Below are 24,400 nucleotides of genomic sequence, written 5' to 3' on the forward strand. Positions count from 1 at the left end.
TTCCTGTGCCGATGCGGAAGGGAGGCGCCTGCTGGCATTGCCGCATCGGCGAGCGCCTGGGGTTTGTGACAATGTGCGCGTGTATCTTTTTCAACACCATCCTCTGGCTATCCGGCACAGCGCCATCAATTCCCACCGCCGTTCTTTTTCCGCCGTGACCCCGTGAGGACGCGCAGCGCGGTGGCGATCGGCACCTTGTTCTTGGCGAGGTAGGCGGCGGCCGTGGCCGTATCGAGCATTTCCTGGAAAATAATGCCGACTTCGACCTTTTGGGCCGTCAAGTCGTCCTGCCTTGCGCAGTCGAGGATATCCATATTCGTAGCAGTGACTTTGTCATTCTTGGAGCGCATTTTTGCCTCGGTGGAAAAGAGAAAAAATGTCTCCTTTTATTTGCCTTTAAGATAACTTATTTTTGTGACTTTGTGGTAATTTTTCTTTAATCGATAGTGCATTCAGGAATTAAATTTAGCTATCGTTCAAGTTCAGGACCCGGTCATGCGCGGCGTCGGCATGCGATATCGTCCACGCGTTCTGGCGTTCCGTGCGGACGATAAATATGGCATAGATGACTTCCCGTCACCCATTGCCTGATCATCCATCGTTTGCCAGCGGCGCCCGCATGCGGTCTAATCATGGTTTGTTCCTTCACGAGGTTGACATGCTGCCCACTTCCGCCATCGTCGCGCTGCGCGAAAAATTTCCCCTGATTACAGAACTGATGGCCTTGGAGCCCTTGAGCTGGTTCAACCCCGGCATTGCGCCGGCGGCCGAGGGTCTGAAAGACGTGGGCTTGACGGCGGATGACGTGGCGCAGGCCAGTGCGCGTCTGGCCCGTTTTGCGCCGTATCTGGCCAAGGCTTTCCCGGAAACGCAGGCCAGCGGCGGCGTCATCGAGTCGCCCGTCGTGCCGTTGCCAGCCATGCAGGCGGCACCAGGTTTGGCGTTAGACATGACAAGCGGTCAGCTGTGGCTCAAGCAGGATAGCCATTTGCCCATTTCCGGCTCGATCAAGGCGCGCGGCGGCATCTATGAAGTGCTGAAACATGCGGAAACGCTGGCGCTGGACGCAGGCTTGCTGAAAGACGGCGATGATTACAGCCTGCTGGCCAGCGACGCCGTACGGGCGTTTTTCGGCCAGTATGCGATCGCCGTCGGCTCGACGGGCAACCTGGGTTTGTCGATCGGCATCATGAGCGCGCGCCTGGGCTTTCGTGCCACCGTCCACATGTCGGCTGACGCGCGGCAATGGAAGAAGGACAAATTGCGCAGCCACGGCGTCACCGTCGTCGAGTACGCAACCGACTACAGCGTGGCCGTGGAAGCGGGGCGCAAACAGGCGGAGAACGATGCCACCTGCCACTTCGTCGACGATGAAAATTCGCACGATCTGTTTCTCGGCTACGCGGTGGCGGGCCAGCGCCTGAAAGCCCAGTTCGCCGCAAAGAACGTCACGGTCGATGCGCAGCATCCCTTGTTCGTGTATCTGCCGTGCGGCGTGGGCGGCGGCCCCGGCGGCGTGGCCTTCGGCTTGAAGCTGGCTTTTGGCGATCATGTTCACTGCATCTTCGTCGAGCCGACCCATTCACCGTGCATGCTGCTGGGCGTGTACACGGGCTTGCATGATGGCATCAGCGTGCAGGAAATCGGCATCGACAACCTGACGGCCGCCGATGGCCTGGCCGTGGGACGCCCGTCCGGCTTCGTCGGGCGCGCCATGCAGCGGCTGATTGACGGCTACGCCACGGTCACGGATGAAGAACTGTACCGCTTGCTTACGACGCTGGAACAAACGCAAGGTTTGCGCCTGGAACCGTCGGCCGTGGCCGGTTTCGCGGGCATTCCTGCCGTGCTGGCCGCGCCGCAATACCGGCAGCACCTGGAAGCGGCCACGCACCTGGTGTGGGGCACGGGCGGCAGCATGGTGCCGGAGCACGAAATGGCCGCTTACGTGGCGCGCGGCCACGCCTTGCTGGCGGCCGGCGCCGCTTGATGCCGGCCGGCGCACCGCGCATGGCGACGCTGACGGCCAGCCAGTTTGCCAACCTGCACACGTTTCTCGTGGCGGCGCGCCATGCCAGTTTTGCGCTGGCCGCGCAGGAACTGGCGCTCACGCCCAGCGCCGTCAGCCACCGCATCGCGCGGCTGGAAGCGGGCCTGGGTCTGCGCTTGTTCGAGCGCCTGACGCGGCAGGTAAAGCTGACGCAGGATGGCGAACGCATCTTCGCCGCGCTGCAAATTGGCTGGGATGGTTTGCATGCGGCGCTGGCCGGCGGCGATGCGCTCACGGGCAGCATCACCGTGCATGCGCGCCCCTCCATCGCCCAGTGCTGGCTCGTGCCGCGCCTGGCAGGTTTCACGGCGCAGTATCCGGACGTGTCGATCGATTTGCGCGTGGGAAATGATAGCGTGGACTTTCGCGCGGGCCAGGTCGACCTGGCCTTGCATTACGGCGACGGCAACTTTCCCGGCCTGGCATCGCGCAAGCTGATGGACGAATGGCTGGCGCCCGTGTGCAGCCCGGATTATGCACGCGAACACGGTTTGCTCGATGCGCCGCATCAGATTCAAGACGCGACGGTACTGCACGACACCCTGGCCTGGCCCGCCTGCGCGCCCGATGCCGAGTGGCGGCTGTGGCTGGACGGGCAGGCGCCCGGCGTAAACTTGCCCGCGCGCAGCCTGCGTTTCGACCGCGCCGACCTGTGCGCGCAGGCGGCCATCCACCACGCCGGCGTGGCCATGGGCCGGCGCCAGCTGGTGCAGCCGTGGTTAGATAGCGGCCAGCTGATCCTGCCGTTTGGCGATTTTTCCCTGGACAGCCCGCAGGCGTATTACCTCGTGCACAGCGGACGCGCCGCACTGCCGGCAAGAGTGCAAGCCTTGTTTGACTGGCTGCTGGGGCAGGTTTCAGTTAGTTGCTGAAACGCATTAAATGGTTTTCAACCTTTTACTAATACTCGTGAACTTAAGCTAGCCCCAGCACCCACTATTTTCTCAACTGATTGACTTGTGCCGATGTAAGGGGCATTGCCCTAAGATAATGGTATCATTTGAGCAATATAAACCATACAGAGTCAGCCCTAAATGATAGACTTCGTCGATCTGGAACGCCACTTCGCACCAATATACAAAGACAAGGATGCGGAACTTAACTGGAGTTTACATTTAGGACGAAAGTATGGAAATTGGCTTAATTGGGAAGAACTTCTCAAGCGTCGCCGTGTGGTCCTACTTGCGGAAGCGTTGTGCGGGAAAACCAAGGAACTTGAGCAAAGAGCCCTAATGCTAAGGGGGCAGGCGCACCCCGCGTTTTATGTTCGTATTGAGGATCTGATAGACCATGGCTTCATAGCCGCTCTGCGAAGGGAGGATGCTCAGTTGTTTGACGCATGGAAGCAGAGCGAGACGGGCGATGCCTGGTTTTTTCTTGATTCGGTTGATGAGGCCAGAATCAACAACAAGTCGTTTCCAAGTGCTCTCCGTACTCTCAGCAATGAACTGGGTAATGATAGCCTGAATCGAGCGTTTATTATTGTCAGTTGCCGAGTCAGTGACTGGAAAGGCAAGTCAGATCGCGAAGCAATTGAAACTGAATTACCTTTTGTTAATAATTTAGCCTGCCATGATCGTGACGAAATCTTATTAGGGCCTATTTTTGACAAGCATACAATAAAGACCCACACAACAATTTTGGATGAGGTGCCCAGGCCTAGTGATTTACTTGTTGTTCAGTTAGTTCCTTTGACCGACGACCAGAAGCTGAAAATGGCAGACGCTGCCAAAATTGACGGACGAGCGCTGCTTCGAGCTATTAATCAATCTGGTTTAGATGCGATGGCAGAGCGTCCTGGTGACTTTATAGACTTGATTGGTTATTGGGCTGAACATTCGCGCCTTGATTCGTTGATCGAAATGACGGCAGCAGGTGTACGTCGTAAGCTTCGCGAGGAGAACCAACACCGGGCCGGGTTGCTAAGTCCGGAGCGTGCAATGGATGGTGCGAGGCGACTGGCCGCTGCCTTAGTATTCGCCAAGACGTTTGCGCTGAAAGCGCCTGGGCAAGAGCCAGACCTGACCTTGTCGAAAGGTGCAATTAATCCTTCCGATATACTACATGACTGGCAACCCCATGAGGTCAACGCCTTATTACGTACCGGTGTATTTGCGCCAAGCACATACGGACGCATCAAGTTTCACCATCGGACTACACAGGAGTTCCTTGCTGCCTGTTGGTTGCGTACCTTGCTTGAGCATAATTGCCCCATATCTGAAATAAAAAGATTGCTCTTCGCGGATCCGTATGGCGCAAAGACTGCTGTTCCTTCATTACTTGCCGTAACCGCGTGGCTGTCCCAGTGGGTGCCTGAAGTCTGTCAGGAATTGATTGAGCGCGAACCTATTGCGCTAATTGTGCATGGTGATCCTAAATCTCTTTCCCTGCAGACTAGGGGGGCTTTGCTGAACTCCTACGCTCACCTAGATGCTGCCGGCAGGCTTGATTATGAATATATCGATAATCGAGCAGCATGGATGTTTTCGAATTCTGCGCTGGCAAAGGCAATCAATCTCGCTTGGCAAGCTAACTCCAAAGCGGGATTTAGACTGCATCTCTTACATTTCATCGAAGAAGGCCGGGTTGAAGCATGTGTGCACTTGGCGCGGCAGGCCGCTTGCGACGAATCTCAGGACGATATGCGTATAGCTGCTACCAGAGCCATGGTCGTATGCAACGATCATTCTGGGTTGAAAAAAATTGCAAGACAGTTGATTGCGGAACCGGAGCGATTGAATGCTCGTCTTGCACCCCGGTTGGCTGAGTTGCTTTACCCGAACTACCTGAATATCGCAGACCTTCTTATGCTGATCGAGCGCTCTGAGCAGGCAAGAAAATTCTCATCCGATGGCTTTGCTAGTTACCTTGCCACATTCCACAAGCAAACGCCATCTAGACTAGACAAGAAGAGATTGGTTGCTGGTATCGCGGATCTGGTTCTCGGTTCGGATCGTCTGAATGCCTCAAACGAAACTGCTACACGGTATACGGAACTTTGCAAGGGAATTGCAGATCTGGCGAATGCCGAATTTTCAGTATCCGGACGAGGTGAGATTGAGGATGGAATGTTGCACTTGTTGATGGCGGTCGAACGCGTCTTGGACTATTACCATGAGGACGCGGCTTTGCCTGCGCTTAAAGACAGGGTGCGTGCGGACAAACATTTGAATCGCCAACTGATGTGGGCCGATGCTGCTGCTTGGCGCAGTAGGCCAACAACGGATCATCCAATCGTCCATTTCTGTCAGATAGGCCCGTTCTATGGCCGTACTCTTTGGGGGACCGATGCAAGCGACCTAGACTGGCTTCTGAACGATGCACGGAGAATGTGTAGTGAAGATGATCGGCGTATTGCTTTCAGCGCGCTATGGCATGCGTTGAAAGATGATGAGGTATCGCCTTTACGTTTGCGTTTAGATCTATTGGCATTCGAAGATTTGGTATTGGGCAGGGATCTTGCTGAGTTCGTAAAACCAAGGGAACCAGATGCTTATGTACAGCAACAACTGGAGGCGAAGCTTGAGCATGAGAAAGAAGCTGCGAGAGCGAAACAATCCTGGCTTGATTTTCGTGAGGAGTTAAGCAAGAATCCGTCAATCCTCGACCATGCCGATACATTGATCTCTTGGCGAGGAGGCCAGCACAGGCTTTACACTTTGACGACATGGTTAAAAATGCGTGCCGCCAAAGACGGTAAGGACAATGTTATATCTTATTCACTTCTTAATGGCGTATTTAGCCATGAAGTTATCGAGCACTATGCTGCAGGTATGCGCCAAGTATGGCGACTGCGTAAACCCGTTCGGCCGAATGTTTCAGGCATTAACCGGACATTCACTCTCTTAAGCCGTCTGGCACTCGATGCATTGACTTTAGACAGCCAGAGCAGTGGTTGGGCCACGAATTTGAGTGAGATGGAAGTTAGGACTGCCATTCGTCACGCAACGATGGCAGGAACGATTAGATGTTCATGGGTTCATAAACTCGTCCTGGCTCGAACCGAGATAGCTTTACCGGAAATTGTTGCAGCATTGCAATATGAATTCGGCGCTAAGAACCAGTTCAACGATATCCTTTCAAATGCCGCCTATCATGACGTGCCGGGACAACAGATAGTTACCGAGAAAGTCTTTCTACATTTAAAGCGGAAGGAGCCGGCTGACAAGCAAACGTTGGATTACTGTAGTCGTATTGTCGCGCGTCACGTGGATTTCCTGACTAGAAAGGATGTGATTGCGCTGGCTCAAAAACGCTTACTTGTGCACATGGCTTCGTGGGACGATGAGCGGATTTCTGTTTATCTTCGGATTTTGGCATCAGTCGATGGCGATGGCTTAGCCAGACTCGTGTTCACGCAGCTCGTGCGCACATCAGCAGAGTCGGAGCCCGAGTTTGAATTAAGGGTACAACATTGGCTTGGTGCACTGTTTGACCGCCACACTAGCGATGGAGTCGCTTTGCCTGCGCTTCACAGTATGGGATTAGAGCTACTTGCCAAGTTTCTGAAATTGGCTTATCGCTATGTTCGCCCTCAGGACGATAGAACATCGGAAAGCGGCTCTACTGTTTCTCGAAGGGATCGCGCAGAGGGCGCGCGCAACTCTCTTCTGAATGAGGTGATGGTTAGACGCGAAACTGCTGCTTACGACGTATTGATGCAGATGGCAGGTAATCCGGAGTACGCACCCCATTCCATGCGGTTTTCGGAGTTGGCACATCGGAAGGCGCATGTGGATTCAGACATCGACGCTTGGACTGCTGCAGAGATTAATGACTTTGGCCATTTGCATGTCGCCCCTACAAAGAATGGAGGGCAACTGCTTCGACTTGTCATAGCGGTATTGTCCAACATAACCGATTCATTCCACAATGCCGATGCCTCCAGCCGTTCTCTTTTTGCCTTGGCTGATGATGAGGAAAAGGTACAGCAATGGTTGACCGAACGGTTGAATGATTTAAGCAAAGCGCGTTACCACGCTCATCGCGAACCGAAGGTCGCAGAGAGCAAGGAGCCAGATATCATAGTTTCATCAACATCTTGTTCAGCGCAGATCGCTATTGAAATCAAAAACGCGAACAAGAAGTGGACGGTCAAACAATACGAGACTGCTGTAAGGAAACAGCTGGCGAACTTCTATTTGCGCCCCCAAAATCGTCGTCATGGTCTGTTGGTTATTAGCTTGCATGCCCCCAGAAAGTGGCGTTTTGACGGAAAGAACATGAATTTCGATCAACTGATGTTGCATCTCATGCGCTATGCCGCACAAGTTACTGCAAATCAGATGGGGGCGATAGAAGTCCAGGTCATCGGCATAAACGCCTGCCGGCCGGCGAGGAGTGCAAATTGATCAGCATTGGGGAACGTCGACCCCTTCACCCTTTTGATGCTTTCCACTCATGACTAGACGAGAAATTGGAGTATGGGTAAGTTGCTTCTGATTTTGATACACTGCGGCCCTTCTTCAAGTGCGTACCAGAAAGCAGCTCCATGCCGATATTTCCATTGACCTCCACCATAGCCGCAATGCCGCAAGAATTGCGCACGACTGCGCTCGCCTGCCTGCTCGAACCGGACCCGGCAACGAAGGTGGCGATGGTGGCGGCCATGGCCGAAGCCCAGCTTTCTATCGATGCGCAAGCGCCTTTGGCGCCGACCGGCCCCGTGCCGGGCCGTCCCGAACGGCCGGAACTGGTGCCGCCGCGTCTGGTGGGGCGGCGGTCGATGATCACGCCGGAAGGGCGCGCCATGCTCGTGCATGCGCTCGCGCACATTGAGTTCAATGCCATGAATCTGGCGCTCGACGCGCTGTGGCGCTTCCCGGATTTGCCCTTTGACTACTACACGGACTGGCTGCGCGTGGCAAAGGAGGAAGCCACGCACTTTGCCATGCTGCAGGCGCACCTGCAGGTGCTGGGGCACACATATGGCGACTTCCCAGGCCACGACAGCCTGTGGGAAATGGTCGACAAGACGCGCGGCGACGTGCTGGCGCGCATGGCGCTCGTGCCGCGCACCCTGGAAGCGCGGGGGCTCGATGCGATTCCGCCGCTGCGCGCCAAGCTGGCGCAGGCGGGCGACATGGCCGCTGCCGCCATCCTCGACATCATCCTGCGCGATGAAGTGGGGCACGTGGAAATCGGCAACCGCTGGTATGGCTACCTGTGCGATCAAAGGGGCCTGGAATTGCGCGCCACCTATGCCGAGCTGGCGCTGCGCTACGAAGCGCCCACCCTGCGCGGTCCGTTCAACCTGGAAGCGCGGCGCCGTGCGGGGTTTTCGGAGCTGGAATTGTCCGATCTGCCCGCCTGACCATGCTTACGGATGGGCCGTGATGCTGATGTGCCAGTGGCTCAGGTGTCCCGTCTCGATGTGCACTTTTGCCGGCTTGGTCCAGGCGCCAGCGCCGGGGATATGGTCGGTAGTGGCGGCGGAAAAACGCCCGTCGACGAGGGCCAGCTTGATGAAGCGGGGGCCGATGTAGATCACGCGCGTGCTGGCCTGCGCCGCTTCCAGGGCCAGCATGGCGCGGTTCGCCGCAATCCACGCCACCAGGGCTGCCAGTTTCGGCTTTTGCGCGAGGTTGGCCACCACTTCCGCTTTGGCGGCATTGATCAGATTTTGAATGGCGGCGCCATCGTTCTGGCCGCCCAGCGCGTCCGTGTAGCCGCCCGCGCCGTCCGCGTAGCGCAAGTCGATCTGCTGGCCGTCGCTGTGGCCGCTGTGGCCGAGGATGGAGCGGCCCGTCGCCGTCTGCGTCACGTGCTGGCCGCTGATGTCGTCGAAACGGTAAGCCTTGCCTGCCAGCCAGGCGATGGCCAGGCGCGTGGCCCACGAATCGCCGCCAGGGTCGCGCGTGCCATAGCGCCGCGCCGCCAGCGCCGCCTCGTTGTCGGCCAGGTACAGGGGGATGTAGGCCGTGTCGCCCTTGAACTCCACTTGGCCCCCTTCGGCGGGGTCCGAGCTGGCATCGACATTATCGATGCGGCCCTTCAGACGCACCGTGACGACGGCCTTCTTGTCGAGCTTGGCGCCGGCAAAGGCGGGCAGCACCAGGCTGGGAAATTTTACGGTGCCGGCGGTCTTGGTATTGGTCTGGGACAATAGATTCTCCGCGCTGAAGGCGGGATTGCCCCCGCCCGACGAAATGCCGATGTTGACTTCCGTAATCGTCGCCGCCGCCGGCGTGTAGTGCAATTCCAGCGGCAAGGTGTGCGTGGCCGTGGCCGTTCCTTGCGAGACGGAAACATACGGCCCCGCCAGATTACCCGTCAGTTTGATCGGCTGCAGCACGGGGTGGGCGGCCTGGTTCGGCGAGCTGAACTTCGCCAGCGTCACCTTTAAACCCTTGCACGCGAGGCTCAGTTCCACCGTCGTCACGGTGGCCAGGGCGCTGTCGCCGATATTTGTGGCGCTGACGTTGCCGCCCAGGTTCAGCGCGCCATTGCTGGTTTGCTTGCTGACGTCGACGCACTCCGTCCTGACGATGGTGCCTTGCGTGAAGTGCGACTGGTTGACTGCGCCCGTGGCGGCCAGGTTGACGCCGGGCAGCCCTGTCACGGCGTATGACCAGGTATCGTTGTACTGGCTTTGCGCCGTCGTGTAGGTGGGATACTCGGCCGTGCTGACGGTGATTTTCACGCCCACGTTTTTCGTGCCCTGGGGCACAGTGAAGGCGATGGGCGAGGTGATGGTCTGGTTTTGTGCGGCTGCAATGGCCGTGAAGGTCTTGCTGCCCTCGTCAGCCTGCGGCGTGGCGTCGCCCGCGGCGCGGGGGCTGGCGGGCAGGTCGCGCGCGGGCGGTCCGGCGCCATCCTGCGTGACGCGGCCGGCCGCATAGGTCTGCACCCCGCCGCGCAAGGCCAGGCTCGCCGCATACGGATAGACGATGTCGACATTGACGTTGCTGCTGTTCTCAAAAACGACGGCGCTGACGCTGACCACGTTCGGGTGGACGAGATCGTTCAAGGTCAGCTGGTAGGTATCGGGCAGCACGCCATCGAAATGGAAGGCGCCCGTGGCGTCGACCACGGCCACCTGGCGCTGGTGGTTGTTGTAGCCGGCCAATAGCATCTTCTTGCCGGCCAGTCCCGTGGCATTGCCGCCCGCCGGGGTGCGCAGCTGTCCTTGCAGCACGATGCCGGATTTGATGACGATCAAGGCATAGCTGGCCGTGAACTCGCCATCCTGCGAGACGAAATTGAGGTTCAGGTCGTAGCTGCCGTTGGGCAAGGATGCTAGCAGTTGTTGCATGGCCGTGGCGCCGATGCTGAAGGTGCCGCTGGCCGCATCGAACGTCCAGTAGGTCTTGAGGCTGATGGCCACGTCATTCGGGCCGGACAGCAGGCCGTCGCTGTCATCCTGCAGGGCCATGGGGGCCGCATCCACGAGGCGGAACGCGAGGCCGCCCGGCTGCAGGCGGTTGTTCGGCCCCAGTCCCGTGATGGCCAGCACGGGCGCCGTGGTCGGCACGCTGCCGTCATCGTTCGGCTCCACATAGGTTTCCACAGCCGTGGGCAGTTGCGTCTGGATCAGCAGGTCCAGGGTCGTGACCTTGCCGCCCTTGCTGAGGGAAAATTGCGCGTGCTGGTCCACGCCCGTGTCGCCGGGCGTGGAAAAGCGCAGGCTGCCGTCCTGCAGCAGCACGTCCGTCACGGCCCCGCTGGCCTTGACGCTGTCGGCGCCATCGGGAAAGCCCAGCTCGGCCAGCGGCAGCACGATCACTTGCGCGGGCCGTACGGGGTCGAGGACGATGCCGTCGCCGGTACTGAAGGTCCATGTCAGGCCGGAGCTCTGGAAGGCGATGCTGCGCTCGATGCGCACGGTGATGGTGTCGGCGGGCGTGACGGTGGCGCCCGCGCCGATGCTGCCGGCCAGCACGTTGCCATCGATGATGGTGCTGCCTGCGGGCGCGCTGGCCAGCACGGCTTGCACGTTGACGGCCGCTTCGCTGCCATTGTTGCGGATGTGTACGCGGTAGGTGTAGTCCCAGGCCGTGCGGTTGACGCGCTGCTCGGCCACTTTTTCCAGCAAGGTGACTTCCAGGTCCCCGGCGGCCTGGGCGGTGGTCGCACCGGCCAGCATGACCTTCGGCGCGGGCGCCTGCGTGGGATCGTTCGGGCCGCCGCAGGCACACAGGCTCAGTGCCAGCCCCGTGGCCAGCGCGGCGCCCGCCAGCTGCCGGCGCCGCAGGCAGGCCATGGCCAGTACGCCCGCCAGCAGCAGCCATGGCGTGGAGGGCAGGGCGACGGCGGCAGGCAGCGTGATGCCCGCCTCGAGCTCGATGAAGGAGACGGGGTCGAGGATGGAAAACGGCTGGGCGCCGGGGCTGCCCGCGCCCAGATAATCGAAGGTGACGGAAAAGCCCGTGGCCGTGGCGCCGGGCGCGATGCCGCCGGCCAGCGCCAGCGCGTCGAGGTAGCCGCTGGCGGGAATGGCGGGATCGGGCTGCACTACCAGCACGTCCCAGCCTGGTAGCGTGGAGGCGCTGTGCAGGTTGGCGTACTGGCCCACGCTGAAGAACAAGGTGAATTCCTCGATGGGCACGGCCAGGGTGGTATTGCTGACCGTATAGTCGTAGCGCCACTGCGTGCCGCCCAGCGATGTTGCCGTGTAGCCGATGCTGGCGGCGTGCGCGGCGGACATTGCGCATAACAGCAGCGCCAGCAGCGCCTGTTTGATAAAGCTCATGATCGTTCCCCCCGTAGACTGGCGCCAAGCGTGCCCAGGCAGGAGGTCAAGCAGGAAGCGTTCCTGCATCGATTGTGCTTTAAAAACAAGGGCTTGGCGGCAATGGGACGGAGCAGGTGTCAAATTTTCCGACACGGGACGTCATGGCTGAGCCTGTCAGCGCTGTCCTACCCGTCTTGTCGAAACTGTCTGATTGTATGCCTTGCGGAAACACGCGATGATCGTGTCCATGCTGCAACAGCCAACCAGTCCGACGGAGTACGCGATGCAAAAGCCAGACCAGTCCATCCACGTGAACAAGCCCTTCCTGCTGATCTGCCTGTTTACGTTCTCGACCCTGGCGGCCACCTTGATGACTACGGGCGAGGCCCAGCCGGACGATGCCGCGCCGGCACCCGTGGCGCGCGATGCCGGTCACGGCGCCTTGCCGGTCTGCAGCAGCGATGCGCTCACGCTGTCGGCACATTGCCAGCCGGAACGCCGGGCTTGACCGTAGCGGCACCCTGCAGCCGCTGCTGCAGCAAGGCCAGCACGGCCGCTTCCTCCGGCGCCAGCGCCTGCAAATCGTCCTGCATCTGCTGCCGCGCCCGCGCCCGCATGCCTTCCAATAAACTGCCATCGAGATACGATTCCAGCACGGCCGGGTGCACATAGCACTTGCGGCAGATCGTCGGCGTGTTGCCCAGCTTCTTGGCCACGGACTCGATCGCCTGCACGATGTTTTTCTTCGCTTGCGCATCGGAATCGACCAGTTCGAACGCCTGCAGGGCCAGCGCGGCCAGCAGGGTGCCGGACCAGGTGCGGAAATCCTTGGCCGTGTAGTCTTCGCCCGTCACCTCGCGCAGATAATCGTTGACGTCGCCCGAACCGATGCCGTGGCGCGCACCATCCTCATCGACATATTGAAACAGTTCCTGCCCCGGCAGTTCGCGCATGCGCTGCAGCACCCTGGCCAGGCGCCGGTCGCTCAGGCGGATATCGTGGCGCACGCCGCTCTTGCCCTTGAAGTGGAAGGCCACGGCGCTGCCGTCGACCTGCACGTGGCGCGTGCGCAGGGTGGTCAGGCCGAACGATTTGTTCGTGCGCGCATATTCCTCGTTGCCGATGCGCATCATCGTCAATTCCAGCAGATGCACGATGGTGGCCAGCACTTTTTCACGGGGCAAGCCCGGCAGCTGCATGCCGCGTGCGACGGCGGCGCGGATGGCGGGCAGGGCGCGGCCAAAGCTGAGCATGCGCTCGTATTTCACTTCATCGCGCACCTGGCGCCAGCGCGCATGGTAGCGGTATTGCTTGCGGCCCCGCGCATCGCGCCCCGTCGCCTGCAAATGGCCATTCGCGTGCGGGCAGATCCACACGTCCGTCCAGGCCGGCGGAATGGCCAGCGCCTTGATACGCGCCAGGGTGGCGGCATCGCGCAGGACTTTGCCATCCGTGTCGCGGTAACGGAACTTGCCGGGCTTGCCCGATCGGGCGATGCCGCTCTGATGGTCGCCCGTGTAGCGCAGGCCGGCGGCGCGGGCCGTGGTGGTGGCGGATATTTCCATGGATATAGCGTACCTTGTACGCCGCGCACCTGCCGCGCCGTTATGCTAAGGTGCGCATTCGTAACGCCGTGCGCGGCAGACAGGAGCAGCAGATGTTTGGCAGAAAAAAGAATCTGGAAGAAGACCACGCCCCCCAGGCCGACAAGCAGTATGAAAAGAAATACACGGATGACAGCTTCTGGGACAAGGTTGTCAAGTTCGCCAAGACGGCGGGACGCGAAGTCATCGAAAAAGCCCTGTGGCTGTATTACGCGGCGCAGCAGCCGAATACGCCGCTGTGGGCCAAGACGGCCATCTATGGCGCACTCGGCTATTTCATTTCGCCCATCGATGCGATTCCCGATATCACGCCCGTGGTCGGCTATGCGGATGACCTGGCCGTGCTAGCGGCGGCTGTTGCCACGGTGGCCACCTACATCACGGCCGAGGTCAAGGAACGGGCCGCCGAGAAACTGCGCGGCTGGTTCGGCGCCTAGCCTGCCGGGGCGGGCTGGCCCGGTTGGCCCTTGATGGCGTTGCGGTACTTCGCCCTGGCCTCGGCCTTCTTGACCGCCTCGTTGGCGATGTTCTGTGCTTTGATGCGGGCTTTTTCACTCTTGCTGCGCTGCTGCGCCACGTCCTTGTTGCCGATGCGGTTAGTCATGCCGGTCTCCTCGTTGAGTGTCAAATCTGACCAGCACAGCATACTTTCTTGCCTGTGCGCCACCGTGCGCCCGCTCACACAAGCGGCATGCCTACCGCGCTTGCGCGCCGCCGCCATGCGCCAGCAGGCGCAACACGACTTCTTTCTGGAATGAACGGAACTCCTTGTCGGCGCTGACGTTGGCGAAGGCCAGCACGGCTGTCTTGCTGGCGCGGTCGACGCAGACGACGGACGCGGCGCCCGGGTCGCCGCCACTGTGCGTGGCCAGCGGCCTGCCGTCGACGTCGCGCAGCAGCCACACGAGGGCTTGCCGCACGGACGAATCGGCGGGCACGACGGGGGCTGCTTGAGGCGCGAAAAACAATTGCAGGGTGGAGTCTTGCAGGTAGCGATGGCCATCGACCCGGCCGCCATTGCTGAAGATGGCCAGGAAGCGGGCAAAGTCATGCGCCGAGCTGCGCAGCAGGCCGGCCGGCCAGTCCGGATAGCCGACGGGCGGCAGCGCTTGCAGGCCCGGCTCCTTGTGCGCGTACGGCTGGGCTACGACGGCGCGCCGCGGCAAGCCAGCCAGTTTCCACGCCGTGCTGTCCATGCCCAGCGGTTCGAACAGGTGCTCGTGGGTAAAGGCGTCGAGGCCATCGGGGTTCAAACGGCCCACCAGATAGCCGAGCAGGGCGATGCCGACATTGCTGTAGCGCCATTCCGTGCCGGGCCGGGCCGCAAACGACACGTCCGCGTCATACCAGGCGCCGCCGCGCGACAGGTAACCCTTGACGAAGTCGCGCAGCGGTAATCGCGGGTCGCCCTGCACGGCAAACGTCGTCGTCTTTTCGTACACGGCGTCGGAAATGCCCGAGGTGTGGCTGAGCAAATGGCGAAAGGTGATGGGCACGTCGGGAAACTTCGGATGCATGAGCGGGAAGTCCAGGTAGGCCGCCACCTTGTCGTCGAGCTGGAAGGCGCCCTGTTCCAGCAGCATCATGGCGGCCGTGGCCGTGACGAGCTTGCTGACGGAGGCGACATGGAACACCGTGCTGGCGTCGGCCTTCTTGCCGGCCTGGATGTCGGCCCAGCCATAGCCGCGCGCGAAAATCGTTTGCTCGCCGCGCACCACGGCCACGCTCATGCCCGGCGTTTCCGTGCGGGCCAGGCCATCGCGCATGAATCTGTCAAATGCCGTTTCCCACGCCAGCCTGGCCGGATCGGTGGCGCAGCCCGTTTGCAGCAGGGCCATCGAGACGCCCAGTCCCAGCACGCTTCTTCGTTTCATTGCTTCTCTCTTTTGCCATTTTTAATTATCTTAACAATATTTCCGCCCGTCATAGGCGCAATTGACAAAACATTGCTTTGAAGCAGTGATAAATAGGTGCCGCCGGCGCCTATTTGCGCCAGTAGCGTTCCAGCAGCGGTTTGACCGTCAGGCCGTGGGCGACGATGGAGAGGATGACGACGACGAGGGTGATGTCGGCCAGTTCGCGCGCCAGGCCGTCCGCCAGGCCATGCGCGATGGCATAGCTGAGGTAGTACAGCGAGCCGATGCCGCGCACGCCGAACCAGGCGGCCAGCCCGCGCAGGCGCACGCTGGTGCCCGAGGCCAGCAGACCGAGCATCACGCTGGCCGGGCGCGCCACCAGCAGCAGGAACAGCGCCACGCTCCACGCCTGCCAGCTCCAGGCGGCGGCCGTGACGGCGCCGCCCAGCAGCAGCACCAGGGTCAGTTCGGACAGGCGTTCCAGGTGTTCCTTGAAGACGAGGGATTCGCCGCTGACGGTCAGCGGCACGTCGCTGTCGTGCGGCTTGGCGGCGGACACGGCATGGGTTTCCTCGGCCTGCAGCAAGCCGTGCCGGTCTTTCGGCGCGCCGGCCAGCCGCAGTTCCGTCTGGCGCAAGGCCACGCCGGCGAAGAACACGGCCAGAAAGCCCCACGCGTGCAGCCACGTGGACACGCCATACACGAGGGCGATCAAGCCCAGGGCCGCCAGGTCGTCCAGCATCGCGTGTTTCGGCTCCTTCGCGCGCACCTGCCAGCCCAGCCAGGCCAGCAGCGCGCCGCCGGCCGCGCCCATGCCAATGGCGCCCGCGCTGGCCCAGACCAGATCGCGCCACAGCCAGGTGACCCCGTGCGGCCCCAGCTCATGCAGGCCCAGCAAGCCCAGACCCAGCATGACGAAGGGAAAGCCGCTGCCATCGTTCATGCCCGCTTCGCTGGTCAGCATGAAGCGCAATTGCTCGCGGTCGCCCGCATGGCGCAGCTGCACGTCGGTGGCCAGCACGGGGTCGGTGGGCGCGAGGATGGCGCCCAGCAGTATGCCCGCGCCCAGGGGCAGGCCCAGCACCAGGCACGCAAAGGCCGCCACCAGGGCCACGGAGATGGCCATCGACAGCCACGCCAGGCGCAGCGACGGCAGCCAGCGCGCCAGGCTGAAGGGCACGGGCATCTTGACGCCGGCGGAAAACAGGGAGATGAGGACGGCGATTTCCGTCAGGGTTTCCAGCAGTGGCGCTTGCTGCACCAGGTCGAACGAAAACAGGCCGAGGAACATGGGCCCCAGCAGCAGGCCCACGCCCAGGTAAGCCATGGCCGAGGTCAATGGCAGGCGCGCGATGCCATCGGCGCCCAGGCCACGCGCCAGCATCAGGCAACCGATCAGGATGAACCAGGCGGTGGTGCTCATGCAAACCATTGTAGCGGCGCGCGGGCAAGGGCAGCGCGCCGCACGGTTTTTTTATGCTTTGTGCAGCGACACGCTGTCGTTCTGTACCTGCATGGCGTGCAGCTCGATGGGGTCGTGCGTGGAGCGCAAGCGGGGCAGGCCGTGCGGATAGTGGGTGGTGATGAAGGCCAGCATCTGCTCGCGTACCATGCAGCGCAATTCGAACGCCGTGCCTGAATCGACAGCGCTGATGAGGAAACGCACACGCACGGCCCGCTCGTTCGAATCCGTCGCCTGCACGGTGCAGACCCGGCCATCCCATTGCTTGGCGCCTTCGCAGATGCGCGTCAGTTCCGCGCGCAGCGGCTCGATCGGGATGCTGAAATCGAGCCACAGGAACACTGTGCCCAGGATCTCCGAGGAGGTATGCGTCCAGTTCTCGAACGGATTTTCAATGAACCACTGCAGCGGCACGATCAAACGGCGCTCGTCCCATACGCGCACGACCACATACGTGCCCTTGATTTCCTCGACCGTGCCCCATTCTCCGTTGACGATCAGCACGTCGTCGATGCGGATCGGTTGAGAGAACGCAATTTGCAGGCCTGCGATGAAATTGCCGAGCACGGGCCGGGCGGCGATACCGGCCACCAGGCCCGCCACGCCGGCCGACGCCAGCAGGCTGGCGCCGATCTGCCGCGCGCCGGGCAAGGTCAGCAGCACGAAGGACAGGCCCAGGAGGACCACGATGGCGTGCGCGCTGCGTGTGAGCACGCGGGCCTGGGTGATCCGGCGCCGCGCGCGCAGGTTGTCGGCCGCGTCGACGGGATTGATCTGGGAAATCGTGATGCTGAGCGATTCGATGCATTGCATGGCCAGCCAGGTCAGCGCGATGATCAGCGCCACGCTGGCCAGGTGCGACATGGCGACCAGGCCCGGCGTGTCGTCGGGCGCGCTGGCCAGCACCATGCGCAAGCCGAAGACGATCAGGCACAGCTGGCTGGCGCGGAAGGCCACGCGCGCGACGTTGCTGGCAAGCGGGTGGCCATTGGCCAGTCTTTTCAGCAGGCCGATGCCGGCCCGGTGCACGCCGATGGCAACCAGGGTGACGAGCAGGGCGGAAACGAGCACGGTCAGCGCCGAGCGCAGCGGGCCTCCCATCAGCGAGTGGAACGTGCTGAGATCCATAGGCGAAAACTCCTTGTTCTTAAATGAAATGGATGTCGGAAGCGGGTATTTTACGGGCAGATGGCGTAACGGGGGCGTGCGTTGCCGTACGGATAAGACTTGCGTCAACGTGGATACTTGCAGAAATTGCTGCGCTGCGCCATGTCACGTTGACGTTTCAATACGGAAAGCAAACGGGCGTCGCCGCAGTGGAAACATAGTCATACTTGCCATGCTTTTTGTTTTTGCAAAGGAAAACGATGATAGTACGATCACTCCGAATGTCCTTGCGCTTCATCCTGCCACTGGCCCTGGTGCTGGGACTGTTTGCCTATATCGTGGTACCCCTGCTCGACAACATCACCCTGCGCTGGTATGTGCGCGATCTCGACAGCCGGGCAGAACTGCTCGCCGGAACCCTCCGGCCTTCGCTCACCGAATACCTGCCCGCGCAGGATGCCACCCGCATCAGCGAACTGTTCCAGGGCGCCACGCGCGACGAGCGCCTGATCGCCATCGGCTTTTGCGACAATGCGGGCCATTTGCTGTACCAGTCCGCGCAATACCCCGCTTCGATCGGCTGCTGGAGCACGCCTTCCACGGGCGGCTTGTACAAATCCCTGGCGCAATTGCCGCAAGGGCAAGTCCATATCAGCGAAACGCCCGTGATGCAGGATGCGTCCCAGCTGGGCCGGTTGGTGCTGGTGCAGGACATGAGCTTTGTCGAGCGCCGCAATACCGATACCAAACGTTTCATTTTTGCCTTCCTGGCCGTGCTGGCCGTGCTGATTTCCCTGATGACCGTGTTCGTGGCCCACCTGAGCTGGCGCGGCTGGCTGGCGGCCGTCAAGGACATTTTGCGCGGCGAATTGCTGTCGAAGAATAATCCTGCCGTTGCCGCCGCCGCACCGGCCGCCGCGCCCGCGCCGCCGCCGGAAATGCAGCCGCTGATCGGCGACTTGCGCGAATTGCTGCAGGAATACCATCTGGAACGCCAGGGCGATAACGGCTGGTCGTCCGACTGGACGCCGGACAAGCTGCGCGCCTTGCTGGAAGCGGACCTGTCGGGCGACCAGGTGCTCGTGGTGTCGAACCGCGAACCGTATATCCACACCAAAACGGAGACCGGTGTTGCGGTGCAGCGTCCCGCCAGCGGCCTGGTGACGGCCGTGGAAGCCGTGATGCGCGCCTGCTCCGGCACGTGGATCGCGCATGGCGCCGGTTCCGCCGACCGCGAGACGGTTGACAAGCTCGACCACGTGCCCGTGCCGCCCGATAACCCCAGCTATACCTTGCGCCGCGTGTGGCTGACGCAAGAGGAAGAGCAGGGCTATTATTATGGCTTCGCCAATGAAGGCATGTGGCCGCTGTGCCATATCGCCCATGTGCGCCCCGTGTTCCGCTCGTCCGACTGGGAGCAGTATGTGAAGGTCAACCGCCGCTTTGCCGACGCCGTGATCGCCGAGGCGAAGGCGGACAACCCCGTCGTACTGGTGCAGGATTACCACTTTGCCTTGCTGCCGCGCATGGTGCGCGAAGCCTTGCCGAAGGCGACGATTATCACTTTCTGGCATATCCCGTGGCCGAACTCGGAATCGTTCGGCATTTGCCCATGGCGCGAAGAAATCCTCGACGGCTTGCTGGGCAGCACGATTCTCGGCTTCCACACGCCATTCCACCGCAAGAATTTCCTCGAAACGGTGGACCGCTACCTGGAAACCCGTATCGAACCGGAAGCGTCGACCATTTCCTATGGCGGCGAGATGACGCAGGTCGAGGATTATCCGATTTCCATCGCCTGGCCGGAAGATAACCCGGACCAGCCCGACGTGGCCACGTGCCGCGCACAGATTCGCAGCGAACTGGGCGTGGCGCCCGACCACTTGCTGGGCATCGGCGTGGACCGCCTCGACTACACGAAAGGCATCGTCGAGCGCTTCCAGGCCGTCGAGCGCATGCTGGAGCAGCAGCCCGGCATGGTCGGTCATTTTACCTTCGTGCAAATCGCCGCCCCGAGCCGCGCGTCGCTCGATGAATACCAGAGTTTCGACGCCCGGGTGCGCAAGATGGTCGAACGCATCAACCGCCGCTTCGGCAGCGGCGACTATGTGCCCATCCTGCTGAAAGCCGAACACCATGGCCAGGACGACTTGCAGCGCTATTTCCGCGCCTCGGAAGTCTGCATGGTGACAAGCTTGCATGACGGCATGAATCTGGTGGCCAAGGAATTCATCGCCGCGCGCGACGACGAGCTGGGCGTGCTGGTGCTGAGCCAGTTCACGGGCGCCGCGCGCGAGCTGCACGAAGCGCTGATCATCAACCCCTACCATATCGAGCAGGGCGCCGACGCCCTGTACCGCGCCCTAGTGATGCCGCCCGTGGAACAGCGCGAGCGCATGAAGAGCATGCGGGCCCGTGTGAAACATTTCAATGTCTACCGCTGGGCCGGGCGCATGCTGCTCGATGCGGCCCGTCTGCGCCAGCGCGACAAGGTCATGACCAAGATCGATGCCCACAGCCGCATCAAGCGGCGCAAGGGGATCTGATGGCGGAGATCCCTGACGATAGCGCAGCCTTGCTGCAACTGCTGAGTGCGCCCGGCAGCGCCGTTTTCTTCGACTTCGACGGCACCCTGGTCGACCTGGCGCCCACGCCCGACGGCGTGCGCCTGGAAGCGGGCGTGGTCGACGCGCTGATGCTGCTGGCGCGCTGGCATGGCGGCGCGCTGGCCCTCGTTTCCGGCCGCCCCGTGGCGCAGATCGATGCCATGCTGGCGCCGCTGATCTTGCCCGTGGCCGGCGTGCATGGCGTGGAGCGGCGCGGCGCCGACGGCACACGGCATGTGGCGGCCACGCCCGACGTGTCGTCCGTGCTGGCGCATGCCCGCGCACTGGCGGCGGTGTACCCCGGCTTGCTGGTGGAACACAAGCGCGGCGCCGTGGCCCTGCATTACCGGCTGGCGCCGGAATTGGAGCAGCTGTGCCTGCAGGAAATGACGCTGGCCGTGCAAGCGTGCCCCGGTCTTTTGCTGTTGCATGGCAAAATGGTTCTGGAAGCCAAGCCGGCCGCCACGGACAAGGGCGGCGCCATTGCCGCCTTCATGGCCGAGGCGCCGTTCAAGGGACGCCGTCCCGTCTTCGCGGGCGACGATACCACCGACGAGGCAGGTTTTGCCTATGTTCAACAAATTGGGGGGCAGGGCGTGAAAGTGGGCAGCGGCCCCAGCGCCGCCAGCCTGCGCCTGGCCAGCCCGGACGTCTTGCGCACCGTATTGCTGGCCGCGTCCGTATCCCCGTTCAAGGAGTAGCCGATGACGACATCCTATGACACCCCCAGCGGCGCCCACGCGTCCGCCGCCACCGCACCGCCCGGGCAAGCGTCCCTCAACTGCGGCGTGGTGGGCAATTGCGCCTTCAGCGCCCTGATCGACCAGGCAGGGCAGGTCGTCTGGTCCTGCCTGCCCCGTTTCGATGGCGACCCCGTCTTCAATACCTTGCTGGACGCGACGGAAAACGGCAGCGTGTGGGCCATCGACATTGAAAACTTTGCCCGCAGCGAGCAATTCTACGAGCCGAACACGGCCGTACTGCGCACGCGGCTGTACGACACGGATGGGCGCGGCGTGGAAATCACGGATTTCGCGCCCCGCTTCCTCAGCCGCGACCGCATGTTCCGCCCGCTGATGCTGATCCGCCGCGTGCGTCCGCTCGATCACGCCGTGCGCATCCGCGTGCGCCTGCGCCCCCGCTACGACTGGGGCAAGCTGGCGCCGCAGGTCACGCAGGGCAGCCACCACATCCGCTATGTGGGGCCGGAACAGACCTTGCGTCTGAACACCGATGTTTCGCTCAACTATGTGCTGAGTGAAACGTATTTCGTTCTGGGCGGCACCGCCAACTTCCTGCTGGGCCCCGATGAAACCCTGGCCGGCGGCATCGACGAGACGGCGCGCATCTTCGAAAAGGAAACGATTAACTATTGGCGCACCTACACGCGGCGCCTGGCCGTGCCGCTGGAATGGCAGGACGTGGTCATCCGCGCGGCCATCACATTAAAACTGTCTTTATATGAGGACACGGGCGCCATCATCGCCGCCATGACGACGAGCATTCCGGAAGCGCCGGGCAGCAGCCGCAACTGGGATTACCGTTACTGCTGGCTGCGCGACGCCTTCTTCGTCGTGCGGGCATTGAACAGCCTGTCGGAAGTTGGGACGATGGAAGAGTATTTGCGCTGGCTGACGAATATCGTCGCCCGCTCGAAAGGCGGCCACATCCAGCCCCTGTACGGCATCGGCCTGGAAGAGCAGTTGCCCGAATCCATGCTCGACCACTTGCCCGGCTACCGCGGCAATGGTCCCGTGCGCGTCGGCAACCAGGCGCAGGAACACTTTCAGCACGACGTTTATGGCAACATCGTCCTGGGGGCCGCGCAGGCTTTCCTCGACCACCGCTTGTTCCACCGGGCGGGCAGGGCCGAGTTTGCCGCGCTGGAAGCCGTGGGTGACCAAGCCTTCAAATTGCACGCGGAACCGGACGCGGGCATGTGGGAGTTGCGCACGCGGGCCAGGGTCCATACCTCGTCCATGCTGATGAGCTGGGCCGCCTGCGACCGCCTGGCCAAGGTCGCCCATAAACTGGGCTTGCCGGACCGCGCCGACCACTGGAACAGCCGCGCCGTGCTGATACGCGAGAGATTACTGCGCGAAGCGTGGAGCGAGGAGCGCCAGGCCTTCGCGGAAAGCCTGGGCGGGCGCGACCTCGACGCATCCGTGCTGCTGATGGCGGAAGTCAACTTCATCGACCCCATGGACCCCCGTTTCATCGCCACCGTCGACGCGCTGGAAGCATCGCTGTGCGACGGCCCCTACATGCGCCGCTACGAAGCGCCCGATGACTTCGGCAAGCCTGAGACGGCCTTCAACATCTGCACCTTCTGGCGCATCGACGCCCTGGCCCGCATCGGCAGGAAAGACGAAGCGCGCAAAATCTTCGAAACGATGTTGATGGCGCGTAATCACCTGGGTTTGCTGTCGGAAGATACGCATCCGGTGACGGGGGAGATGTGGGGCAATTTCCCGCAGACGTATTCGATGGTGGGCCTGATTAATTGCGCGGTCAGGCTGTCGGCGCCTTGGGATAGTGCGATTTAATTGTGCCATGTCATTACCCGCCAGGTCATCACCAGCCTAGGTGCGCAGGAACACGAAATGCCGAATGGCATCCACACTGATCAATACGAAATACCGAGATGACGACCGCAAACGACATTTTAGCGACAATAAATGACAGCATTTTTCTTGAGACTATTTTCCAGAAAGATACTGATTGGGATGCTGTATTGTGCGCCAGGGAATCTGTTGAGTTTGATGGCGCATGGTGTGCCAGCTACGAAAAAGTGACCTCATCTTGTCCACCTGAAGGCGCCCTGGTGAAGGGGATCAGGGAGGTCGCATTCAAGAAAGTGTATCAAATCACTGAGAATTCCGACCTTGCTGGCTATGTGTCGGACGATATGGGCCTGATTGCACAGGCATGCCACGATAAAGTCGAGATCGACTTTATCGACAATCTCTGGAAAACCTATATGCGCGGAGAGTTTCCAACTTGAGCTGATACAGGCATGTTCGCGGCGCATCTGCGACGCCATTTCAGCTGCCAGTTGCGCGCTCGCCACGCCCATACAGCCTGCACTCCGCCGCCAGCGCCAGCAAATTCGGGTCGCGCTCGCGGCTGCTCAGCATCAGCAGGGTAATCTGCTGGTGCGAGCCGTAGCGCGCGTCCAGCGGCAGCAGTTCGATGCGCGAGCTGAAGGCGCGCACGCGGCCCGGCAGCAGGCTGTAGCCGATGCCGCCGCTGACCAGATTGATCAGCGAGAAGATGTCGCCCACGCGCATGGCCGTGTCGGGCACGAATCCCGCCAGGTCGAACGCGTGGTTGAAGCTTTGCGAGGTGACGAAACCTTCGTTCAGGGTGACGAATTTGTCGTCGCGCAGCTGCTGCAAGTCCACCGATGCGGCGCCCGCATAGGGTGAACCGAGCGGGGCGGCCAGGTAGACGTCGTCCTGGAACAGGGGCACGGCCACCAGCCCGGCATGCTGTTCTTCTTCCTGCACGCCGACGATGATGGCGTCCAGGCGTCCATCAGCCAGGCTTTGCAGCAGTTCGCGGTTCGAGCCCAGGGTCAGGTCGATGTCGAGGCCGGGCCGGCGCAGCTTCAGGGCGATCACCAGCTGCGGGATGCAGTGCAGGGTCAATGAATACAGCGAACCGATCTTCAGGCGCACGGGGTTGATGCCCGACATTTCGCGCACCTTGCGCACGCCTTCCTCGCACTCGGCCAGCGCGCGCCGCGCCGATTCGGCAAAGGTGTAGGCCGCATGCAGGGGTATCAGGCTGCGGCCCTCGCGCTTGAACAGGGGACAGCGCAAGCCGTCTTCCAGCGAGTGCAGGGCGCGGTGCACGCTGACCGTGCTCTGGCCCAGCGCGTCGGCCACCCGCGCCAGGTTGTTCAATTCCATAAAGCTGAGAAAAACTTCGAGCTTTTTCAGCGTGATTTCTTCGTTGATGGCCATGATCACCGTGATTATCGTGAGTTCATTAACTTCAGGGTAATGAACATGGTAGCAGGTTGATTGTCGCGCCTCCG

General features: G+C 61.5%; 18 protein-coding genes. 10 read left to right on the forward strand and 8 right to left on the reverse strand.

Features of this window, described 5'->3' with window-relative positions:
* Positions 1 to 125 precede the first annotated feature (125 nt).
* Positions 126 to 314 carry a hypothetical protein gene (locus tag OPV09_RS14320; protein WP_139143517.1) on the reverse strand — a complete coding sequence of 63 codons (189 nt, stop codon included), beginning with the start codon at positions 312 to 314 and terminating at the stop codon, positions 126 to 128.
* Between the two features lie 344 nt (positions 315 to 658).
* On the opposite strand from OPV09_RS14320, the gene OPV09_RS14325 reads away from it, so the two are divergent.
* The 4 genes from OPV09_RS14325 (at position 659) to OPV09_RS14340 (ending at position 8,363) form a co-directional block, all read left to right on the forward strand.
* Entirely contained in the window at positions 659 to 1,990 is a 1,332-nt protein-coding gene (locus OPV09_RS14325) for a D-serine ammonia-lyase (RefSeq protein WP_338678556.1), read from the forward strand.
* Positions 1,991 to 2,010: 20 nt separating this feature from the next.
* The gene (dsdC, locus tag OPV09_RS14330) at positions 2,011 to 2,922 is read left to right on the forward strand and encodes a DNA-binding transcriptional regulator DsdC (protein ID WP_338678557.1); all 912 of its coding nucleotides are present in this window, start codon (positions 2,011 to 2,013) and stop codon (positions 2,920 to 2,922) included.
* A 162-nt stretch (positions 2,923 to 3,084) separates the two neighbouring features.
* Positions 3,085 to 7,401, forward strand: coding sequence for a hypothetical protein (locus OPV09_RS14335; protein WP_338678558.1), 4,317 nt, complete (start codon positions 3,085 to 3,087; stop codon positions 7,399 to 7,401).
* Between the two features lie 140 nt (positions 7,402 to 7,541).
* Positions 7,542 to 8,363 (forward strand): ferritin-like domain-containing protein, encoded by an 822-nt coding sequence (locus tag OPV09_RS14340; RefSeq protein WP_425323988.1) that lies wholly within the window; start codon positions 7,542 to 7,544, stop codon positions 8,361 to 8,363.
* Between the two features lie 6 nt (positions 8,364 to 8,369).
* On the opposite strand, the gene OPV09_RS14345 is transcribed toward OPV09_RS14340, so the two are convergent.
* Positions 8,370 to 11,741, reverse strand: a complete 3,372-nt coding sequence (locus tag OPV09_RS14345) for a hypothetical protein (protein ID WP_081368054.1) — start codon at positions 11,739 to 11,741, stop codon at positions 8,370 to 8,372.
* A 265-nt stretch (positions 11,742 to 12,006) separates the two neighbouring features.
* Here OPV09_RS14345 and OPV09_RS14350 point away from each other — a divergent pair, with 265 nt between their 5' ends.
* A complete protein-coding gene (locus OPV09_RS14350) occupies positions 12,007 to 12,231 on the forward strand; it encodes a hypothetical protein (RefSeq protein ID WP_139248283.1) in 225 nt (74 codons plus the stop codon).
* On the opposite strand, the gene OPV09_RS14355 is transcribed toward OPV09_RS14350, so the two are convergent.
* Entirely contained in the window at positions 12,191 to 13,288 is a 1,098-nt protein-coding gene (locus OPV09_RS14355; RefSeq protein ID WP_338678560.1) for a DNA topoisomerase IB, read from the reverse strand. The two genes, OPV09_RS14350 and OPV09_RS14355, sit on opposite strands and share 41 nt — an antisense overlap.
* Positions 13,289 to 13,380: 92 nt before the next feature.
* Here OPV09_RS14355 and OPV09_RS14360 point away from each other — a divergent pair, with 92 nt between their 5' ends.
* Positions 13,381 to 13,764 carry a YkvA family protein gene (locus OPV09_RS14360; protein ID WP_046685558.1) on the forward strand — a complete coding sequence of 128 codons (384 nt, stop codon included), beginning with the start codon at positions 13,381 to 13,383 and terminating at the stop codon, positions 13,762 to 13,764.
* On the opposite strand, the gene OPV09_RS14365 is transcribed toward OPV09_RS14360, so the two are convergent.
* From OPV09_RS14365 to OPV09_RS14380, 4 genes are all read right to left on the reverse strand, one after another.
* Positions 13,761 to 13,931, reverse strand: a complete 171-nt coding sequence (locus OPV09_RS14365; RefSeq protein ID WP_200873014.1) for a hypothetical protein — start codon at positions 13,929 to 13,931, stop codon at positions 13,761 to 13,763. The two genes, OPV09_RS14360 and OPV09_RS14365, sit on opposite strands and share 4 nt — an antisense overlap.
* 91 nt (positions 13,932 to 14,022) lie before the next feature.
* A complete protein-coding gene (locus tag OPV09_RS14370) occupies positions 14,023 to 15,201 on the reverse strand; it encodes a serine hydrolase domain-containing protein (RefSeq protein ID WP_034751184.1) in 1,179 nt (392 codons plus the stop codon).
* A 109-nt stretch (positions 15,202 to 15,310) separates the two neighbouring features.
* Complete coding sequence (locus OPV09_RS14375; RefSeq protein ID WP_034751180.1) at positions 15,311 to 16,606, reverse strand: cation:proton antiporter; 1,296 nt, start codon at positions 16,604 to 16,606, stop codon at positions 15,311 to 15,313.
* 51 nt (positions 16,607 to 16,657) lie between these two features.
* A complete protein-coding gene (locus OPV09_RS14380; protein ID WP_034751177.1) occupies positions 16,658 to 17,773 on the reverse strand; it encodes a mechanosensitive ion channel family protein in 1,116 nt (371 codons plus the stop codon).
* 260 nt (positions 17,774 to 18,033) lie between these two features.
* Between OPV09_RS14380 and OPV09_RS14385 the strand changes: the two genes are divergently transcribed.
* The 4 genes from OPV09_RS14385 (at position 18,034) to OPV09_RS14400 (ending at position 23,362) form a co-directional block, all read left to right on the forward strand.
* Positions 18,034 to 20,298, forward strand: coding sequence for an alpha,alpha-trehalose-phosphate synthase (UDP-forming) (locus OPV09_RS14385; protein ID WP_152546437.1), 2,265 nt, complete (start codon positions 18,034 to 18,036; stop codon positions 20,296 to 20,298).
* Entirely contained in the window at positions 20,298 to 21,059 is a 762-nt protein-coding gene (gene otsB / locus OPV09_RS14390) for a trehalose-phosphatase (RefSeq protein WP_051991142.1), read from the forward strand. Before OPV09_RS14385 ends, otsB begins: the two co-directional genes overlap by 1 nt.
* Positions 21,060 to 21,062: 3 nt before the next feature.
* The gene (locus OPV09_RS14395) at positions 21,063 to 22,904 is read left to right on the forward strand and encodes a glycoside hydrolase family 15 protein (RefSeq protein WP_338678561.1); all 1,842 of its coding nucleotides are present in this window, start codon (positions 21,063 to 21,065) and stop codon (positions 22,902 to 22,904) included.
* Between the two features lie 98 nt (positions 22,905 to 23,002).
* Positions 23,003 to 23,362: a hypothetical protein gene (locus OPV09_RS14400; protein ID WP_034751161.1), complete on the forward strand. Its 360-nt coding sequence runs from the start codon at positions 23,003 to 23,005 to the stop codon at positions 23,360 to 23,362.
* Between the two features lie 40 nt (positions 23,363 to 23,402).
* Here OPV09_RS14400 and OPV09_RS14405 read toward each other — a convergent pair whose 3' ends face one another.
* Entirely contained in the window at positions 23,403 to 24,326 is a 924-nt protein-coding gene (locus tag OPV09_RS14405) for a LysR family transcriptional regulator (RefSeq protein WP_034751158.1), read from the reverse strand.
* Positions 24,327 to 24,400 lie beyond the last annotated feature (74 nt).

Origin of the sequence: Janthinobacterium sp. TB1-E2 (assembly GCF_036885605.1) — a bacterium.
In the GTDB taxonomy this organism is placed as follows: Bacteria; Pseudomonadota; Gammaproteobacteria; order Burkholderiales; family Burkholderiaceae_D; genus Janthinobacterium; species Janthinobacterium aestuarii.

Excerpts from the sequence above, each read along its gene's own strand:
- OPV09_RS14405 (WP_034751158.1), bottom strand. The coding sequence starts at position 24,326 with ATGGCCATCAACGAAGAAATCACGCTGAAAAAGCTCGAAGTTTTTCTC.
- OPV09_RS14375 (WP_034751180.1), bottom strand. The coding sequence starts at position 16,606 with ATGAGCACCACCGCCTGGTTCATCCTGATCGGTTGCCTGATGCTGGCG.
- OPV09_RS14380 (WP_034751177.1), bottom strand. The coding sequence starts at position 17,773 with ATGGATCTCAGCACGTTCCACTCGCTGATGGGAGGCCCGCTGCGCTCG.
- OPV09_RS14355 (WP_338678560.1), bottom strand. The coding sequence starts at position 13,288 with ATGGAAATATCCGCCACCACCACGGCCCGCGCCGCCGGCCTGCGCTAC.
- OPV09_RS14345 (WP_081368054.1), bottom strand. The coding sequence starts at position 11,741 with ATGAGCTTTATCAAACAGGCGCTGCTGGCGCTGCTGTTATGCGCAATG.
- OPV09_RS14370 (WP_034751184.1), bottom strand. The coding sequence starts at position 15,201 with ATGAAACGAAGAAGCGTGCTGGGACTGGGCGTCTCGATGGCCCTGCTG.
- otsB (WP_051991142.1), top strand. The coding sequence starts at position 20,298 with ATGGCGGAGATCCCTGACGATAGCGCAGCCTTGCTGCAACTGCTGAGT.
- OPV09_RS14340 (WP_425323988.1), top strand. The coding sequence starts at position 7,542 with ATGCCGATATTTCCATTGACCTCCACCATAGCCGCAATGCCGCAAGAA.
- OPV09_RS14350 (WP_139248283.1), top strand. The coding sequence starts at position 12,007 with ATGCAAAAGCCAGACCAGTCCATCCACGTGAACAAGCCCTTCCTGCTG.
- OPV09_RS14385 (WP_152546437.1), top strand. The coding sequence starts at position 18,034 with ATGTCCTTGCGCTTCATCCTGCCACTGGCCCTGGTGCTGGGACTGTTT.
- OPV09_RS14395 (WP_338678561.1), top strand. The coding sequence starts at position 21,063 with ATGACGACATCCTATGACACCCCCAGCGGCGCCCACGCGTCCGCCGCC.
- OPV09_RS14400 (WP_034751161.1), top strand. The coding sequence starts at position 23,003 with ATGACGACCGCAAACGACATTTTAGCGACAATAAATGACAGCATTTTT.
- dsdC (WP_338678557.1), top strand. The coding sequence starts at position 2,011 with ATGGCGACGCTGACGGCCAGCCAGTTTGCCAACCTGCACACGTTTCTC.
- OPV09_RS14325 (WP_338678556.1), top strand. The coding sequence starts at position 659 with ATGCTGCCCACTTCCGCCATCGTCGCGCTGCGCGAAAAATTTCCCCTG.
- OPV09_RS14365 (WP_200873014.1), bottom strand. The coding sequence starts at position 13,931 with ATGACTAACCGCATCGGCAACAAGGACGTGGCGCAGCAGCGCAGCAAG.
- OPV09_RS14320 (WP_139143517.1), bottom strand. The coding sequence starts at position 314 with ATGGATATCCTCGACTGCGCAAGGCAGGACGACTTGACGGCCCAAAAG.
- OPV09_RS14335 (WP_338678558.1), top strand. The coding sequence starts at position 3,085 with ATGATAGACTTCGTCGATCTGGAACGCCACTTCGCACCAATATACAAA.
- OPV09_RS14360 (WP_046685558.1), top strand. The coding sequence starts at position 13,381 with ATGTTTGGCAGAAAAAAGAATCTGGAAGAAGACCACGCCCCCCAGGCC.